The organism is Vibrio sp. 10N.261.55.F4 (assembly GCF_041470465.1).
Classification (GTDB): Bacteria; Pseudomonadota; Gammaproteobacteria; order Enterobacterales; family Vibrionaceae; genus Vibrio; species Vibrio crassostreae_C.
This window is the reverse complement of the sequence record NZ_JBFRMM010000037.1, coordinates 61,140-76,710: the sequence shown is the minus strand read 5'-3', so window position 1 is coordinate 76,710 and position 15,571 is coordinate 61,140. Positions and strand designations below refer to the sequence as shown.

Genomic DNA, 15,571 nt, shown 5'->3' with positions numbered 1-15,571 from the left:
GAAACCGAATTACTTAGTACCGAAGATCTTATCACCAGCATCGCCAAGACCAGGAACAATGTAGCCCTTGTCGTTTAGCTTCTCATCGATTGCAGCGGTGTAAAGCTCAACGTCTGGGTGCGCTTTTTCTAGAGCAGCGATACCTTCAGGAGCAGCAACAAGCACAAGAATCTTAAAGTGCTTACAACCTTTCTCTTTCATTAGGTCGATAGTCGCGATCATAGAACCACCTGTCGCAAGCATTGGGTCTACCACTAGAGCAATACGCTCGTCGATGTTAGATGCAAGCTTGTTGAAGTATGGTACTGGCTCAAGTGTTTCTTCGTCACGGTAAATACCAACAACGCTGATACGTGCACTTGGGATGTGCTCAAGAACGCCGTCCATCATGCCTAGACCAGCACGTAGGATTGGCACTACCGTTACTTTTTTACCTTTAATTTGGTCAACTTCTACTGGACCGTTCCAACCGTTAATCGTCACACGCTCAGTTTCAAAGTCTGATGTCGCTTCGTATGTTAGAAGGCTACCCACTTCTGTCGCTAGCTCACGAAAACGCTTAGTGCTAATCTCACCTTCACGCATCAGGCCAATTTTATGTTTTACTAGCGGGTGTTTCACTTCAACAACTTTCATTTCCAACTCCGGCAATATTTAAACAAACCTGTAGATTATACACGAACTCTAGGGTTATTTCAGAATCTTTATTCTAATAAAAAAAACCGCGCAAACGTTTGCTCTTCATATTCAAGCCCTGTTAGAATAGCGCCGTTTTCACATCCAACTTAAGTTCGAGGACTATCCCGTGAGTGGTAATACTTCTTCTCTAAGCTACAAAGACGCTGGTGTTGATATCGACGCAGGTAATGCACTAGTAGACCGTATCAAAGGTGCTGTTAAACGCACTCGTCGCCCTGAAGTAATGGGCGGTATTGGTGGCTTTGGCGCCCTATGTGAACTTCCAACGAAATACAAAGAGCCGGTACTTGTTTCAGGTACTGATGGTGTTGGTACTAAACTTCGCCTTGCTTTGGATCTGAAAAAACACGACACCATTGGTATCGACCTAGTGGCAATGTGTGTGAACGACTTAATCGTTCAAGGTGGTGAACCGCTATTCTTCCTAGACTACTACGCAACAGGTAAGCTAGATGTAGATACAGCAGCAGACGTTGTTTCTGGTATTGCTGAAGGCTGTGTTCAAGCTGGCTGTGCACTAATCGGTGGTGAAACTGCTGAAATGCCAGGCATGTACGAAGGCGACGACTACGATGTAGCTGGCTTCTGTGTTGGTGTTGTAGAAAAAGCGGACATCATTGACGGCACTAAAGTAGCAGCAGGCGACGCACTTATCGCTGTTGGCTCAAGTGGTCCACACTCAAACGGTTACTCTTTAATTCGTAAAGTCCTAGAAGTTTCTGGTGCTGATAAGAGTGAAGAACTAGAAGGTCGCACTATCGGTGAGCACCTACTAGAACCAACTAAGATTTACATCAAATCGGCACTTAAGATGATTGCAGAGCATGACATTCATGCTATCTCACACATCACAGGTGGTGGTTTCTGGGAAAACATCCCACGCGTACTTCCTGAAGGTACTAAAGCAGTCATTGATGGCAAGAGCTGGGAATGGCCTGCTATCTTCAACTGGCTACAAGAGAAAGGTAACGTGGAGACATTCGAAATGTACCGCACTTTCAACTGTGGTGTAGGCCTAGTTGTTGCTCTACCTAAAGATCAAGCAGACGCTGCTGTTGAACTACTGAAAGCTGAAGGCGAAAACGCTTGGGTTATCGGTGAGATCGCAAACGCTGAAGCTGGCGAAGAGCAAGTTGAAATTAAATAAGTGATACGCTCACTTACTTAGTTAATCAATGAGGACCTAATGGTCCTCATTTTGCTATTTAGCCCGCAGAAAACCTTAGTTTATGTAGGTACATTGTAAACAATTCAGTTAATCAATCGTATGACCCACTCTATGAAAAACAATCACTCAAATAAAACCAGTCACTCTCAGAAAAACATCGTTGTGTTAGTTTCAGGAAGCGGAAGTAACTTACAGGCTATTTTAGATGCCTGCGATAGCGATATGATTGATGCATCGGTTAAAGCTGTCTTCTCAAACAAAGCAGAGGCTTTTGGATTAGAACGAGCGAAAACCGCAGGTGTTGACGCTCATTCAGTGAATCCAAAAGACTTTGGTTCACGTGAAGAGTTTGACCATGAATTGATGGTTCAGATCGATGCTTACCAGCCAGATTTAATCGTACTCGCTGGCTACATGCGAATCCTGAGTTCAGAGTTTGTTCGTCACTATGCAGGGAAAATGGTCAACATCCACCCTTCTCTGTTGCCGAAATACCCAGGCCTACACACCCACCAGCGTGCCATTGATGCGCAAGACAAAGAACACGGTACTAGCGTCCACTTTGTTACCGAGGAGCTCGATGGCGGCCCTGTGATCTTGCAAGCTAAGGTGCCGGTATTTGAAGGTGATGATGCTGATATGTTGGCAAGCCGAGTCCTCACCCAAGAGCACTGTATTTATCCGATGGTCTGCAAATGGTTCGCTGAAGATCGTTTATTAATGGTAAACGGGCAAGCGATCTTAGACGGTATAGCGTTGGGCAAGCACGGTTACGCAGAAGAGTAGTTCGTCAAAAACTAAATCAAATAAAAAGGCCGCTTACTGATCTTTTGGTTCAGTAAGCGGCCTCTCTTTTGTTCAGAGCAAATAATACTACCCGGAGGTTTTAGCTCAATGGCTCAGTTGGCGCTTGGCTTGCTACCTTCTTCGGCGCATAAGCGACATCTTCCAATGCTTTATGATTGTTGCCTATCAGCTCACCAAAATGAAACAGCGCATATTCGCCAGGCTTCATTCTAAACCACTCCTCATTGCATGTAAGAGGTTGAGTTGCCACTACGGTAACTATATCGTTCGGCGTGGTCTCTTCTTGGAAGTTAATCTCAACGTCTTCATCAATTAAGCTCGCGTTGCCAAAAGGCGCGCGTCTTGTTATCCAGTACAAATGATTGGTACAGTACGTCATCACGTACTCACCATCACTCAACAACATGTTGAAAACGCCTTTCTCTCGGAGCTGGTCACAACATTCCGCTACGAAGCGAAACATACCTTCCATATCTTGAGGTGGCTCAGGGAAACGCTCTTCAAGTTGTTTGAGTAGCCAACAGAAGGAGAGCTCACTGTCTGTCTCGCCAACCGGTCTGAAACGACCACTAATCAGATCGTCGTAATCCGTTAATTGACCATTGTGAGCAAAGGTCCAGTATCGCCCCCAAAGCTCACGAGTAAAAGGGTGTGTATTCTCTAGATTAACACCACCACGGTTCGCTTGACGGATATGACTGACAACGGCTTGGCTTTTAATTGGGTAGTTTTGAACCAACTCAGCGATCTTAGATTCACAGCTAGGGTTAGGATCTTTAAATGTACGAAAACCCTTTCCCTCATAGAAGGTAATACCCCAGCCATCGCGGTGCGGGCCAGTATTGCCTCCACGCTGCATAAGACCAGTAAAGCTAAAACAAATATCAGTTGGCACATTCGCGCTCATACCGAGCAATTCACACATGGTTTAATCTACTCCCTATTAAAACCAATGGAGCCACAAACCTGGGTTCCAAATGTCTGTAAAACTACTATTCCATCTCTTTTTCAACAAGCTGAATCACAATATGAATGATCTTAATGTGAATCTCTTGGATGCGATCTGCGTAACCAAAGTGTGGCACTCGGATTTCGATATCAGCACAACCCGCCATTTTACCGCCATCTTTACCCGTCAATGCAATCGTCTTCATGCCTTTAGCTTGAGCAGTTTCAATCGCTTTTAGAATATTGACAGAGTTACCTGAAGTCGACAGACCAAACAACACATCACCTTTACGACCTACCGCTTCTACATAACGAGAAAATACGTGGTCGTAGCCAAAATCATTACTCACACAAGACAGGTGGCTTGGATCTGAAATCGCAATGCCAGCGTAACCTGGACGGTTTTCACGGTATCGGCCTGTTAGCTCTTCCGCGAAGTGCATCGCATCACAGTGTGAGCCACCGTTACCACAAGAAAGCACTTTGCCTTCTTGTTTGAATGAGTCAGCAATCAGTTTTGCAGCCGCTTCAATTTGAGCAATGTTGTGATCATCACTCAAGAACTTATTCAGAACGTCAGCAGCTTCGTTTAATTCACTTTTGATTAGGTCTTGGTACATAAGGCTTATCTCTTATTTTTTTGACGTAACTTAAAGTACGCGAAATGAGAACTGAGGGTTTTCCCCTCTTTATAACTGAGTTTACCCACAAACATGAAATAGTGTCGACACTTAAGCCCAAAGATTGCAACCTTTATTAGGGTCTCACTGCCGATCCGTCCAAATATTCGCCACCAACCTCTCACAATTAGAACTTTAACTCTATTGAGATCACTTTTTACTCACTTTGGAGTTTTACAAATATTTAATATTTTGTTTACACTTAACTGGTTAGACCTCTTACCTAAAACTTAATAACAATAAGTGATCTCTGAAAAGGAAATCGATCATGAACATATTGCTCTCCCTACTCGGCATGACCGCCATCTTAGGCGTCTGTCTTTACCATAGAGTTAGTCTGGTACGTGCATTAGTTGTATTAACCGGCGCAATGGTAGCATTAACACTGCTTGGCGGCGTGGCTGTTACTGGCTGGCTTTGCTATCTATTAGCCGTTGCGATCTTTGCTGTACCGACCATTCGTCAGACACTGATCAGCCAAAAAGCACTCTCTTTATTTAAGAAAGTTCTACCGGCGATGTCTCAGACAGAAAAAGAAGCACTAGAAGCTGGCACAGTATGGTGGGAAGCAGAGCTGTTCAAAGGCAAACCTGAATGGAAGAAGCTTCAGAACATTGCTGATCCGAAGCTCTCTGAAGCTGAGCAAGCGTTTTTAGATGGCCCAGTAAATACCGTGTGTGAAATGGTCAATGATTACCAAGTGACACATGAGCTTGCTGATTTGCCACCAGAAGTATGGCAATACCTGAAAGACCATAAATTCTTCGCCATGATCATCAAGAAAAAATACGGCGGCTTAGAGTTCTCAGCTTACGCTCAATCTTTGGTTCTACAGAAGCTAACGGGCGTTTCTAGTGTATTGTCATCGACGGTTGGCGTACCTAACTCATTAGGCCCTGGTGAACTTTTACAACACTACGGAACAGAAGAACAAAGAAACCACTACCTGCCTCGCTTAGCGGAAGGTAAAGAGATCCCTTGTTTTGCTCTGACTAGCCCAGAAGCCGGTTCAGATGCAGGCTCTATCCCAGATTACGGTGTGGTATGTAAAGGCGACTGGCAAGGCGAAGAAGTACTTGGCATGCGCCTAACTTGGAACAAGCGTTACATCACTCTCGCGCCTGTCGCGACGGTATTAGGCTTAGCTTTTAAACTTCGTGACCCGGATGGCCTGCTTGGTGATCAAAAAGATCTTGGTATCACTTGTGCGCTTATCCCAACGGATTTAAAAGGCGTAGAGATTGGCAACCGCCACTTCCCACTAAACGTACCTTTCCAAAATGGCCCGACGCAAGGCGACGATATCTTCGTGCCTATCGATTTCATCATTGGCGGTCAGAAAATGGCCGGTCAAGGCTGGCGTATGCTGGTTGAGTGCCTGTCGGTTGGTCGTGGTATCACACTGCCTTCAAATTCAACTGGTGGCATCAAGTCTGCCGCGCTTGCAACTGGCGCTTACGCTCGTATCCGCCGTCAGTTCAAACAGCCTATTGGCCGCATGGAAGGGGTTGAAGAGCCACTTGCACGCCTTGCAGGTAACGCTTATGTAATGGACGCTGCAAGTAACCTAACCGTTGCGGGCATCGACCTTGGTGAAAAGCCTTCGGTTATCTCTGCAATCGTTAAGTACCACTGTACTCACCGTGGCCAGCGCAGCATCATTGATGCGATGGATATCGTCGGTGGTAAAGGCATTTGTTTAGGCCCATCGAACTTCCTAGCTCGTGGCTACCAAGGCTCGCCTATCGCGATTACGGTTGAAGGCGCAAACATCCTGACTCGTTCAATGATCATCTATGGTCAAGGTGCGATTCGCTGTCACCCTTACGTACTGAACGAAATGGAAGCGGCTTATTCTGAAAGCAGCGATGCGCTTGATAAGTTTGATTCAGCGTTAGCAGGGCACGTTAGCTTTACGATGAGCAACCTAGTCCGCAGCTTGTGGTTTGGTTTAACCGATGGTCGTGGTTCTGATGCGCCAACACCTTCAAATAAAACAGATAAACAGACACAGCGTTACTACCAACAGCTAAACCGCTACAGTGCAAACCTAGCGCTACTGTCTGATATTTCAATGGCAGTTCTAGGCGGATCACTGAAGCGTAGAGAACGTTTATCAGCAAGACTGGGTGATATCTTAAGTCAACTTTACCTCGGTTCAGCAACGTTGAAGCGCTTTGAAAGTGAAGGCAGCCACGCTGAAGATCTACCGTTAGTACATTGGGGGATGCAAGATAGCTTACGTCAGACTGAAGTGGCGATTGATGAATTCTTAGCGAACTTCCCTAACCCTGTGATTGGTCGTCTGCTTCGTGTTGTGCTAATGCCATTTGGTCGTATCCGTCGTGCTCCAAACGACAAGCTCGATAGCAAAGTTGCGCACATTCTACAAACACCAAGCGAAACACGCTCTCGTATAGGTCGCGGCCAATACCTAGAAGCGACGGAATACAACCCAGTAGGTAAGATTGAAAAAGCGCTAGAAGTGATTCTTCAAGCTGAACCTCTGTTCGACAAAGTCTGCAAAGAGACACACCAAAAGCGCGCTTTCTTACGACTAGACCTTGTGGCTCAATTAGGGTTAGAGAAAGGCATCTTAACGCAAGAAGAGGCAGTTCTGCTGATTAGCGCCGAGGAACATAGACTGTACACGATTAACGTTGACGACTTCTCTCCAGAGGAGCTTGCAGCAAAGTCTCAGTACCCAGACCAATCGATTGATAACGTCGCTTAAGGTTAGAAAAAGAAACAAAAACGGGACTCCTATGAGTCCCGTTTTTTTTGTTCATGACATCGTTGTCACAAATTTTAATGCTTTATCTAGCGGCTTATTCTCTCTAGACAATCTAATCATCTAAGCGAGTTACTTGGGCGCCTTGAGCTGCATCTCAGGTAACGCTTTTTTCTTCGCCTTGACCTTACGAACCACAAACCAAATCAATAAGCCCAATAGAATAGCGACCACATTACCCACCGCAATAATGATCATACTGCGCTGTCTGTCATCTTCACGTTTTTGAAGGATCATCAACTCTGTTGCGATACGCTTCTGTTCAGCAAGAGCTTCTTCTTGAAGACGTCGTGACTCTGCTAAGTCGATATCTTCAACAACGCTGTACGACTGCTCGGTAATTGGAAAAATCAGCGGGCGCTGACTTGAAGCATCAGTGGCATAAACCATCCCTGACCAATTATAAATTCCTAAATCGCCATTATAAGGCACCTCTAAAGCGACTTTCATTGCGTCGACTTCAGCTTGCCCCTGCTTGTACATCACATATTCATCAGGAGCCTTGTGCTCAACATGAACCGCTAACGAGCTCGGTGCGATCATCCCCTGTTCACCAGACACCACAATAGTATGAGGTAAACCCTCTTTTCGTGATTGAATGAAGGTGCTAGTGATCGGTGTTGGGTAAACCAAGACTTCTTGCTCTTGCGCTCGCAGGAACACGCCATTACCAGAGGTAATACGCGCTCGGTATTTACCGGGCTCGATATCAATTGGCAAAGAGACAGTGAACACACCATCTCCGGCCTTTTCATCAAGATCAGCGCCATCATCGGCAAACTCGCCCATCACAACCGGCACCGGGCGCGCTTCTCTCACCAAAGACTCTTCGTTTTCAACAAACTTAGTAAAGGTAACCTTAAGCTTCACGCGATCGAGAAAATCGCGCAGCACCAGCGGCTTGCCATCAGAAGTCAGTCGAGCGGTAAATTTGATGCGCTCTGTTTGATACAACTTATCTGGGAACTCATTAGCATCCAAAACAAGATGAGACAGCAGCTTGATATTGTTCTTAGGGGAAACTTTACCTATCGCTTGCCAAGGGCCGGGCATCGGATTGTCGATAGAGATAATGTCCATGGACGATTCTTCGTACCAACGGACATTATCAGCATTGCGCCAAGAGTAGTATTTCTTGCCATCAGGGCGAACCAAAACGACAGGTTTAGAGTTATCGGCTCGATAAATCACAAAGGTGACTTGTTCAATACTGGAATCAACTCGAAAACGGTTGTCCAATAAACTCATAACGGATTCTGTTGCTGCATGTAAGCCAAAACTTAACAGCAATAAGCAACCGGTAGCCAATACCCTTAACATACTTTCTCCCTACTGACGCCAGAGGCAGCTTCCGCTTTTCTCGACGAGATCTAAACGACTTTGATGCGCTTCTACTTCATCGGCCGTAGCTCGTAAAACCTTTAGGGATTTTCGACCACTTTCTACTCTTCGTATGCTTTCGGCTTCACCTTCCTGTTGACCAGCGTTAAATTGCAGCGAAGTTTGACCACCCGTCATCAATAAGTAGACGTCGGCTAGGATCTCCGCATCGAGCAATGCGCCGTGGAGAGTGCGGTGCGAGTTATCGATACCGTAACGGTCACATAAGATATCTAGGTTGTTTCTTTTACCTGGGAATATCTTCTTCGCCATTGCCAAGGTATCGGTAACTTTACAGTAGTCATCCGTTTTACCTATCGCTGGGTTGAGCTTCTCAAACTCATAGTCCATGAAGCCCGTATCGAAGGGCGCGTTATGAGCCACCAGCTCCGCACCTTTGATAAAGTCGAGAAACTCTTTATGAATGTCTTGGTATTCAGGCTTATCAATCAAGAATTCATCGGTAATACCGTGAACGCCAATCGCCTCTTCTTGAATCGCACGATCGGGCTTGATGTAGACGTGGAAATGACGCCCGGTCAGCCTACGGTTGATGATCTCTACTGCACCAATTTCAACGATGCGGTGACCCATATAGTGAGGGCCACCTTCTGTATTCATACCGGTGGTTTCGGTATCGAGTACAACAATGCGCTTATTTTCGTTCGAACTGTTTTTTTCGTTCGTGCTTTGTTCTGGAGTGCTACTGGTATTCATAAGGATAACTGTGTCAGACTATGCCGATAATGTGCTTGAGGTAATAGTATCAAATCATGACGAAACAAGTTGAAATTTTCACTGATGGTTCTTGTTTAGGCAACCCTGGTCCCGGCGGCTATGGCATCGTACTTCGCTACAAAAAAGTCGAGAAGACGCTAGCAGAAGGTTTCACGCTAACAACCAATAACCGTATGGAAATGCTCGCCGCTGTCGTGGCTCTGCAAACCCTCAAAGAACCTTGCTCTGTGATTCTGACCACAGATAGCCAATACGTGCGTCAAGGCATCACACAGTGGATTCATAACTGGAAAAAGCGTGACTGGAAAACAGCCGACAAGAAACCGGTTAAAAATGCCGATCTGTGGCAAAGGCTCGATAAAGAAACCGCTCGCCATAACGTTGATTGGCGCTGGGTAAAAGGACACGCCGGACACAGAGAAAACGAAATGTGTGATGATTTAGCGCGAAATGCAGCGGAGAATCCGACTCTAGAAGATACGGGCTATCAACCAAGCTAATCGTCTTTTTAATTAGACGCACATTTCAGAAAGCGATTTATAATTTCTTAAACTAATTGACAATTTCTCAATCGAATTGATAGATGAAAAGCCGACAACTAATCGGCTTTTTCTGTTTTTAGCGGATATGACGCTTTGGCTGAATCCATTGTACGGCGCGTATTGGTTCTAAAACTTGCCCCAACAGGCGAGAAACGTCGCTTAAGGTGCCAATGTGGTTTGATGGGTTTTAGCGGGTAAGTACGCTTACGAGCAACAATAAAGTATTGGCTTCCGGCGAAGGATGCACAACCACCTAAGCTGTTCTCCAACCACGTCCACATCGCTTGATACTTACTCATCGGAAACAGCGCGTAGGTGTCACAATGAATTACTTCATAGTTAAGTACACCTAACCAGTCTTTAATTCGACTTGGCGTGTACATACGCCCACTCCAAGGCAAGCTGTTCTTTCGCCAAGGCATCAAACTGGCAAGCCCAGTGACACTGATTGGGTTGAAGCCCGTGATAATGATATAGCCATCGTCCATCATCACTCGATCGACTTCTCTCAATAAGCGATGCGGGTCATTGCTATAATCTAGCTGATGACTCAGTACTACAACATCAAAGCTTTTCTCCAAAAAGGGTAAATTATAGCCATCCGCTATCACATTATGTAATGGGTTCTGGATATCTAGGTTTACTTGATGTTGAATGTTGCATGTGCAGCTAGAAATCTCACTACTGAGGCCACCGAGCTTGAGCATATGGTAACCAAATAGCTTTGGGCACCACTCATCGAGTCGAGTTTGAATAGATTCTCTCAACCAGTCCCCATTGTGCAATTGCGCCCAAGTGTAAGGACGTTCAAACTTCTTTCTGCTACGTGCTGGCTTCATCAATAATCTGTCTCACTTATTCTGTCGCACTAATAGTGACTGGAGAACCAATAATGTTACATATCAAAAGCATACCTGCATTTAACGACAATTACATCTGGCTGATTCAAAATAGCGATCGCCGTTGTGCTGTCGTCGACCCTGGTGATGCGGCTCCAGTATTAGAGTACTTGGCACACCATGAGCTAACTTTAGATGCAATCTTGATTACACACCACCACCACGATCACATTGGTGGTGTTCCAGAACTCGTTAGACAATTTCCCGGCGTGGATGTTGTCGGTCCAAGGAATGAACCTATCCCTACCTTAACTCATCCGGTCGATGATGGTGATCAATTAGAACTGTTTGGCGAAGTATTCCTCGTCCTAGGGCTCAGTGGCCATACTGCGGGTCATATTGGTTATGTGGGCGATGCCAAACTGTTTTGTGGTGATGTGTTGTTCTCTGCGGGCTGTGGCCGAATCATGGAAGGCACACCACAACAGATGTTCGATGCACTGAATAAGATCACGGCTCTGCCTCAAGAAACCGAAGTTTATTGTGCACATGAGTACACTGCAGCCAATATCGCTTTCGCATTAGCCGTAGAGCCTGATAACCAACATTTGCAGCAATATCGCGACCAAGTGAACCGACTTCGCGCTCAAAATAAGTCGACCATCCCCACAAATTTGAGACAAGAGAAGTTTGTGAACCCCTTCCTGCGCTATACCGAGCCAAGTGTAGTGAAATCAGTGTCTAATCGCACCGAGCAGACCGATCCTTTATCGGTATTCACCGCTTTACGTGCGTGGAAGAACGAATTTTAACAAATACAGACTTGTCACTCATAGGGGGTGGCAAGTATTATCATCGGCCGTTAATTAAAAAGGCTGTAACATGCGAGTTAAGTACAGCTGGGCTTTGGTATTACTACTTTCTGGTTGCCAATTAACTCAGTCAGAGAATCCAGACCAAGCTTCCGAGCAAACCAACACATCTCCTACTAAAGAAGTTTCTCAAGCGAACGTTTCATCAGAAGCAACAGCCAAAGAAGATCAAAAAGTTGAAGCACCTGTCGTTACTCCACAAACACAAGAAGATGTTTGGAAACGCATTGCGATGCAACTTGAAATGGAAGTGCCAGACCAAAAGAAGGTCGACTACTACCGAACTTGGTATCTCAAGCACCCGAGTCATCTAAAAACAGTATCAAAGCGTGCTGAACCTTTCTTGTATCTGATCACGACTAAGATTGAAGAAAAAGGCTTACCACTAGAATTGGCACTACTACCCGTTGTAGAAAGCTCTTTCGATGCGTTTGCCTACTCTCATGGCAGTGCTGCTGGTCTATGGCAATTCATTTCAGGCACTGGCAAAGACTACGGGCTTGAACAGAACTTTTGGTATGACGGCCGCCGCGATGTTGCCGCCTCTACCGACGCCGCATTGGACTTCCTCTCAGATCTTAACCGACGTTTCGATGGCGACTGGAATCATGCGATTGCTGCCTATAACAGTGGTGGTGGTCGAGTAAACAGCGCAATCCGCAAGAACAAGAAGCTTGGCAAGCCAATCGACTTTTTCTCTTTGGACTTACCAAAAGAGACCAGCAGCTATGTACCTAAACTGCTTGCTCTAGCAGATGTCATTGCCAACCAAGAAAAGTATGGCATCGATATTCCGGCGATCCCGAATAAGCCAGTGCTGACTCTGGTTAACCCTGAAGAACAGCTTGATTTAGCCATTGCTGCGAACTACGCAGGCATTCCTGTCAAAGAACTTCAAGGTTACAACCCGGCTTACAACCAATGGGCAACGGCACCAGAGAAACACCAACAACTATTACTTCCTTTAGATTCAGTTGAGAAATTCAACAAAGAAGTCGCTGCCAATAAAGGCAAAGGCATGAAGTTGGTGCGTTACAAGGTTCAATCTGGTGACAGCATTAGCGTACTGGCAAGCAAATATAACACCACCAGCAAAGTGATCCGCTCTGCAAACGGTTTGAGCAACAACAATATTCGTATTGGCCAGCACTTACTTATCCCAACATCCACCAAAGACGACAAGACATACGCCCTAAGCGCCTCAAACCGCCTAGCAAGCACACAGTCGAAGAGTCGTGGTCAATATAAGCTCAGCCATACTGTAAGAAGTGGTGACAGCCTATGGACGATTGCACGCGCAAATAAGGTCTCTCATCAATCACTGGCTAAGTGGAATGGCATGGGACCACGCGACACGCTTAGAGTTGGTCAAGAACTGGTCATTTGGAAGAACGGCTCAGACGGCGCCATCATCCGTACGATCTTTTATAACGTAAGATCAGGTGACACAGTCAGCGGTATTGCATCAAAGTTCAAAGTAAAAAGTACAGATGTTGTAAAATGGAACACTTTGCAGAACAAAAAATACCTACAGCCAGGACAAAAACTGAAGCTGTATGTTGATGTAACTAAGGTAAGTGTATGAACCCGTCAAGTAACCCACTCGTCATGCTGTTGGATATATTCCGTTCGCCAACAGCTTGTTTCTTAGCGCTTTATCAACGAAGTGCTTGGGGATGGCAACCCTACGTCGTATTAATGCTCAGCCCATTTTTGTTTTGGGGTGCTTATTTTTCGAATGTAGATTTTGCATGGTTAAGTGCAGAGCTCTCGCAGCAACTGGCTCAAACGAACCCTGACCAATTGGCGTTACTTGACAGCAATACCTTACTCGCAAGTGAAATCATCAGCGACGTATTTGGCCGAACATTAACCATCGTTCTATTGGCATTCTGGTTTAACCTAGCAACCAAGCCAAGCCAACATCAGCACAGCTTTTGGCGATGGTTTGCAGCGGCATCGGTTGTTATATTCCCAGCTGTTTTAGGTGATGTAGCAAGCTACGCAAGCCTGATACTCAAGCATGGACATGTGATGAACTACGCTGCCGACTTGAACAGCTTAAATGGCTTGATCAAGTTACCGCTAACTAATGATTGGTCACAGTTTGCTAGCTCATTACCACTGCTTCTGCCATGGTACATCGTGCTAGGTTATGCTGCGGTATTAACGTGGACTGAGTTTGAACGCGGGCAAGCGCTTGTGATTTCAGGCTTACCATGGGTTGGCTACTACCTAATCTGGGCGCTCTACATTTTAATCTTTTAATTAGAAGAGATAAGGCTAGCGAAGACTCTCTAGCCTATTGTTCCGTTAGATTTCCCAAGGTAACCACCGTGCGAATGGTTAAGTTCCAATGACTAATAGCTAATCACTATTTAGCCTTAAAGGTCACTCGCATAGGGTTATGATCAGAAGCGTCCGTAATGGGCGCTTTTGCTTTTTCTACCTCTAGCCCTCGATAGAACACATGGTCGAGCACCAGTCCTGTAATGAACTGAGTTCTGTTATCTGGCTCAAAGGCAACTTCCGTCAAACCAACCTTCTCCAACGCATCTTTCAATACAGCAAAGCGAGCTTCACTCCAGCTATTAAAGTCCCCAGCAAAAATAACCGGCCCACGATACTTTTGCAGATTGTCAGTTAAGCTCTTGAGCTGAGCCTCGTAATCTTCCGTACCAAAGGTAAAGTTCACAGCGTGGATATTAATCACAGCCAGCTCTTCGCCATTGTTTAGTTGGTAACGCGACCAAAGCGCCGATTTAGGCAGTTGAAGCCAAGGTTCTTCATGAGTATAAGCACAAGCTTCGATCGGTAAATGGGTTGCTAGGTTGAGTACCCCAGCACTTTGCTCAAAGGCCTCAAACGCGTTAACACGTGTGCTTCCCCACTGTCCGCTCATTACCCATTGGCGAAGTCCTTCTGTCATACTAGCTTCTTGCAGCAAGACTAAATCGCTACCTGCCGACAGCTTATTTAACTCACTCTGCCAATTATTTCGGTTTTGCTTGTAGATATTCCACACCGTAATGTCTAAGCCATCAGACACATCAATCGCTTTCGGTGCAGAGTTTTGGTAGCAACTGTAGATGTCGTTACTGGTACTTTGAGAGGAAATGATCAGGTTGGGTTTATTCGGGATCACGAAGATAAAATGAAAACTAACGACAGCAAGCGTTATCAATAACGTGATAACAATGATGGTTTTCTTAAACATACAGCACCCTACCAGAGATGAAAAAGGAGCGATAAACACTCCTTTTAGGGTAATAGTTTTTTTATACGGCGTCTTCGTCTTCTTCGCCAGTACGAATACGTACCACACGTTCAACTTCAGTAATGAAGATCTTACCGTCACCAATTTTACCTGTTTGAGCCGTCTCAATGATGGTATCAACACATTGGTCAGCCACTTCGTCGGTCACAACGATTTCTAGTTTCACTTTAGGTAAAAAGTCGACCATGTACTCTGCGCCGCGGTATAGCTCAGTATGACCTTTTTGACGTCCAAAGCCTTTAACTTCAGATACTGTCATACCCGTAATACCCACTTCTGCAAGTGCTTCACGTACATCATCAAGTTTGAATGGCTTGATAATGGCTTCAATCTTTTTCATGTTCATCCCTTAAACTGTGCGAATGGCTCATTATCGGTTAGCTATAGTAAACATTCAATGAAAAAAGCCAGAGCTTTAAAGCTCTGGCTCGAAATTTATCATCTTGTTTAATCAGCGCTTTGAGAAGGTTTTACTTAAGGCTTGCGTAGTAAGCGGCTAGATTCGCGATGTCTTCATCACTCAGCATTGAAGCTTGAGCCTGCATTACAGCGGCCAAACCGCCGGTGCGCTGGCCATTCTTATAGGCCTTAATTGATGAAGCGATGTATTGCTCGTTTTGACCTTTAAGGTTTGGATAGCCAGGGATCACTGCGATACCGTCTGCACCATGACATGCCGCACAGATTGCTGCTTTAGCTTGACCCGCAGCAACATCAGCCGCCAGAGCGTTACCACTCAATAGTCCAAATCCAAGAACTAATCCTAGTGTAATTTTCTTCATTGCATATTCCATTAATTATTTTTATTAAAGTGACGGTGAATTGTGACA

Annotated in this window: 16 protein-coding genes; 7 read left to right on the top strand and 9 right to left on the bottom strand. The window is 45.4% G+C overall.

Annotated elements, in window-relative coordinates; all coding sequences use genetic code 11:
• Positions 1 to 9: 9 nt before the first annotated feature.
• Positions 10 to 636 (bottom strand): uracil phosphoribosyltransferase, encoded by a 627-nt coding sequence (gene upp, locus AB4249_RS17725; protein ID WP_017060716.1) that lies wholly within the window; start codon positions 634 to 636, stop codon positions 10 to 12.
• A gap of 169 nt (positions 637 to 805) precedes the next feature.
• Between upp and purM the strand changes: the two genes are divergently transcribed.
• Positions 806 to 1,846, top strand: coding sequence for a phosphoribosylformylglycinamidine cyclo-ligase (gene purM, locus AB4249_RS17720; RefSeq protein WP_008222945.1), 1,041 nt, complete (start codon positions 806 to 808; stop codon positions 1,844 to 1,846).
• A gap of 132 nt (positions 1,847 to 1,978) precedes the next feature.
• A complete protein-coding gene (gene purN / locus AB4249_RS17715) occupies positions 1,979 to 2,653 on the top strand; it encodes a phosphoribosylglycinamide formyltransferase (RefSeq protein WP_372104174.1) in 675 nt (224 codons plus the stop codon).
• A 100-nt stretch (positions 2,654 to 2,753) separates the two neighbouring features.
• Here the strand turns inward: purN and AB4249_RS17710 are convergent, their stop codons facing one another.
• On the bottom strand, positions 2,754 to 3,599 hold the full coding sequence (locus AB4249_RS17710; protein WP_372104171.1) for a class II glutamine amidotransferase: 846 nt from the start codon (positions 3,597 to 3,599) through the stop codon (positions 2,754 to 2,756).
• A 67-nt stretch (positions 3,600 to 3,666) separates the two neighbouring features.
• The gene (gene lpcA / locus AB4249_RS17705; protein ID WP_065583987.1) at positions 3,667 to 4,242 is read right to left on the bottom strand and encodes a D-sedoheptulose 7-phosphate isomerase; all 576 of its coding nucleotides are present in this window, start codon (positions 4,240 to 4,242) and stop codon (positions 3,667 to 3,669) included.
• 328 nt (positions 4,243 to 4,570) lie between these two features.
• Here lpcA and fadE point away from each other — a divergent pair, with 328 nt between their 5' ends.
• The gene (fadE, locus tag AB4249_RS17700; protein ID WP_017060720.1) at positions 4,571 to 7,036 is read left to right on the top strand and encodes an acyl-CoA dehydrogenase FadE; all 2,466 of its coding nucleotides are present in this window, start codon (positions 4,571 to 4,573) and stop codon (positions 7,034 to 7,036) included.
• A 129-nt stretch (positions 7,037 to 7,165) separates the two neighbouring features.
• Here fadE and AB4249_RS17695 read toward each other — a convergent pair whose 3' ends face one another.
• Both AB4249_RS17695 and dnaQ read right to left on the bottom strand, forming a co-directional pair.
• Positions 7,166 to 8,413, bottom strand: coding sequence for a TIGR03503 family protein (locus tag AB4249_RS17695; protein ID WP_136978527.1), 1,248 nt, complete (start codon positions 8,411 to 8,413; stop codon positions 7,166 to 7,168).
• A gap of 9 nt (positions 8,414 to 8,422) precedes the next feature.
• Entirely contained in the window at positions 8,423 to 9,190 is a 768-nt protein-coding gene (gene dnaQ / locus AB4249_RS17690) for a DNA polymerase III subunit epsilon (RefSeq protein ID WP_017060722.1), read from the bottom strand.
• Positions 9,191 to 9,246: 56 nt separating this feature from the next.
• Here dnaQ and rnhA point away from each other — a divergent pair, with 56 nt between their 5' ends.
• Positions 9,247 to 9,711, top strand: a complete 465-nt coding sequence (gene rnhA, locus AB4249_RS17685) for a ribonuclease HI (RefSeq protein ID WP_017063376.1) — start codon at positions 9,247 to 9,249, stop codon at positions 9,709 to 9,711.
• A 98-nt stretch (positions 9,712 to 9,809) separates the two neighbouring features.
• On the opposite strand, the gene AB4249_RS17680 is transcribed toward rnhA, so the two are convergent.
• Positions 9,810 to 10,592 (bottom strand): class I SAM-dependent methyltransferase, encoded by a 783-nt coding sequence (locus AB4249_RS17680; protein ID WP_017060724.1) that lies wholly within the window; start codon positions 10,590 to 10,592, stop codon positions 9,810 to 9,812.
• Positions 10,593 to 10,645: 53 nt separating this feature from the next.
• On the opposite strand from AB4249_RS17680, the gene gloB reads away from it, so the two are divergent.
• From gloB to AB4249_RS17665, 3 genes are all read left to right on the top strand, one after another.
• Positions 10,646 to 11,404 carry a hydroxyacylglutathione hydrolase gene (gene gloB, locus AB4249_RS17675; RefSeq protein WP_017060725.1) on the top strand — a complete coding sequence of 253 codons (759 nt, stop codon included), beginning with the start codon at positions 10,646 to 10,648 and terminating at the stop codon, positions 11,402 to 11,404.
• A 70-nt stretch (positions 11,405 to 11,474) separates the two neighbouring features.
• Positions 11,475 to 13,049: a LysM peptidoglycan-binding domain-containing protein gene (locus AB4249_RS17670; protein WP_017063374.1), complete on the top strand. Its 1,575-nt coding sequence runs from the start codon at positions 11,475 to 11,477 to the stop codon at positions 13,047 to 13,049.
• Positions 13,046 to 13,732, top strand: coding sequence for a YIP1 family protein (locus AB4249_RS17665; RefSeq protein WP_017060727.1), 687 nt, complete (start codon positions 13,046 to 13,048; stop codon positions 13,730 to 13,732). Before AB4249_RS17670 ends, AB4249_RS17665 begins: the two co-directional genes overlap by 4 nt.
• A gap of 106 nt (positions 13,733 to 13,838) precedes the next feature.
• On the opposite strand, the gene AB4249_RS17660 is transcribed toward AB4249_RS17665, so the two are convergent.
• The 3 genes from AB4249_RS17660 to AB4249_RS17650 form a co-directional block, all read right to left on the bottom strand.
• Positions 13,839 to 14,681: an endonuclease/exonuclease/phosphatase family protein gene (locus tag AB4249_RS17660; RefSeq protein ID WP_017060728.1), complete on the bottom strand. Its 843-nt coding sequence runs from the start codon at positions 14,679 to 14,681 to the stop codon at positions 13,839 to 13,841.
• A gap of 61 nt (positions 14,682 to 14,742) precedes the next feature.
• A complete protein-coding gene (glnB, locus tag AB4249_RS17655) occupies positions 14,743 to 15,081 on the bottom strand; it encodes a nitrogen regulatory protein P-II (RefSeq protein WP_017063373.1) in 339 nt (112 codons plus the stop codon).
• A gap of 130 nt (positions 15,082 to 15,211) precedes the next feature.
• Entirely contained in the window at positions 15,212 to 15,535 is a 324-nt protein-coding gene (locus AB4249_RS17650) for a cytochrome c (RefSeq protein ID WP_170791809.1), read from the bottom strand.
• Positions 15,536 to 15,571 lie beyond the last annotated feature (36 nt).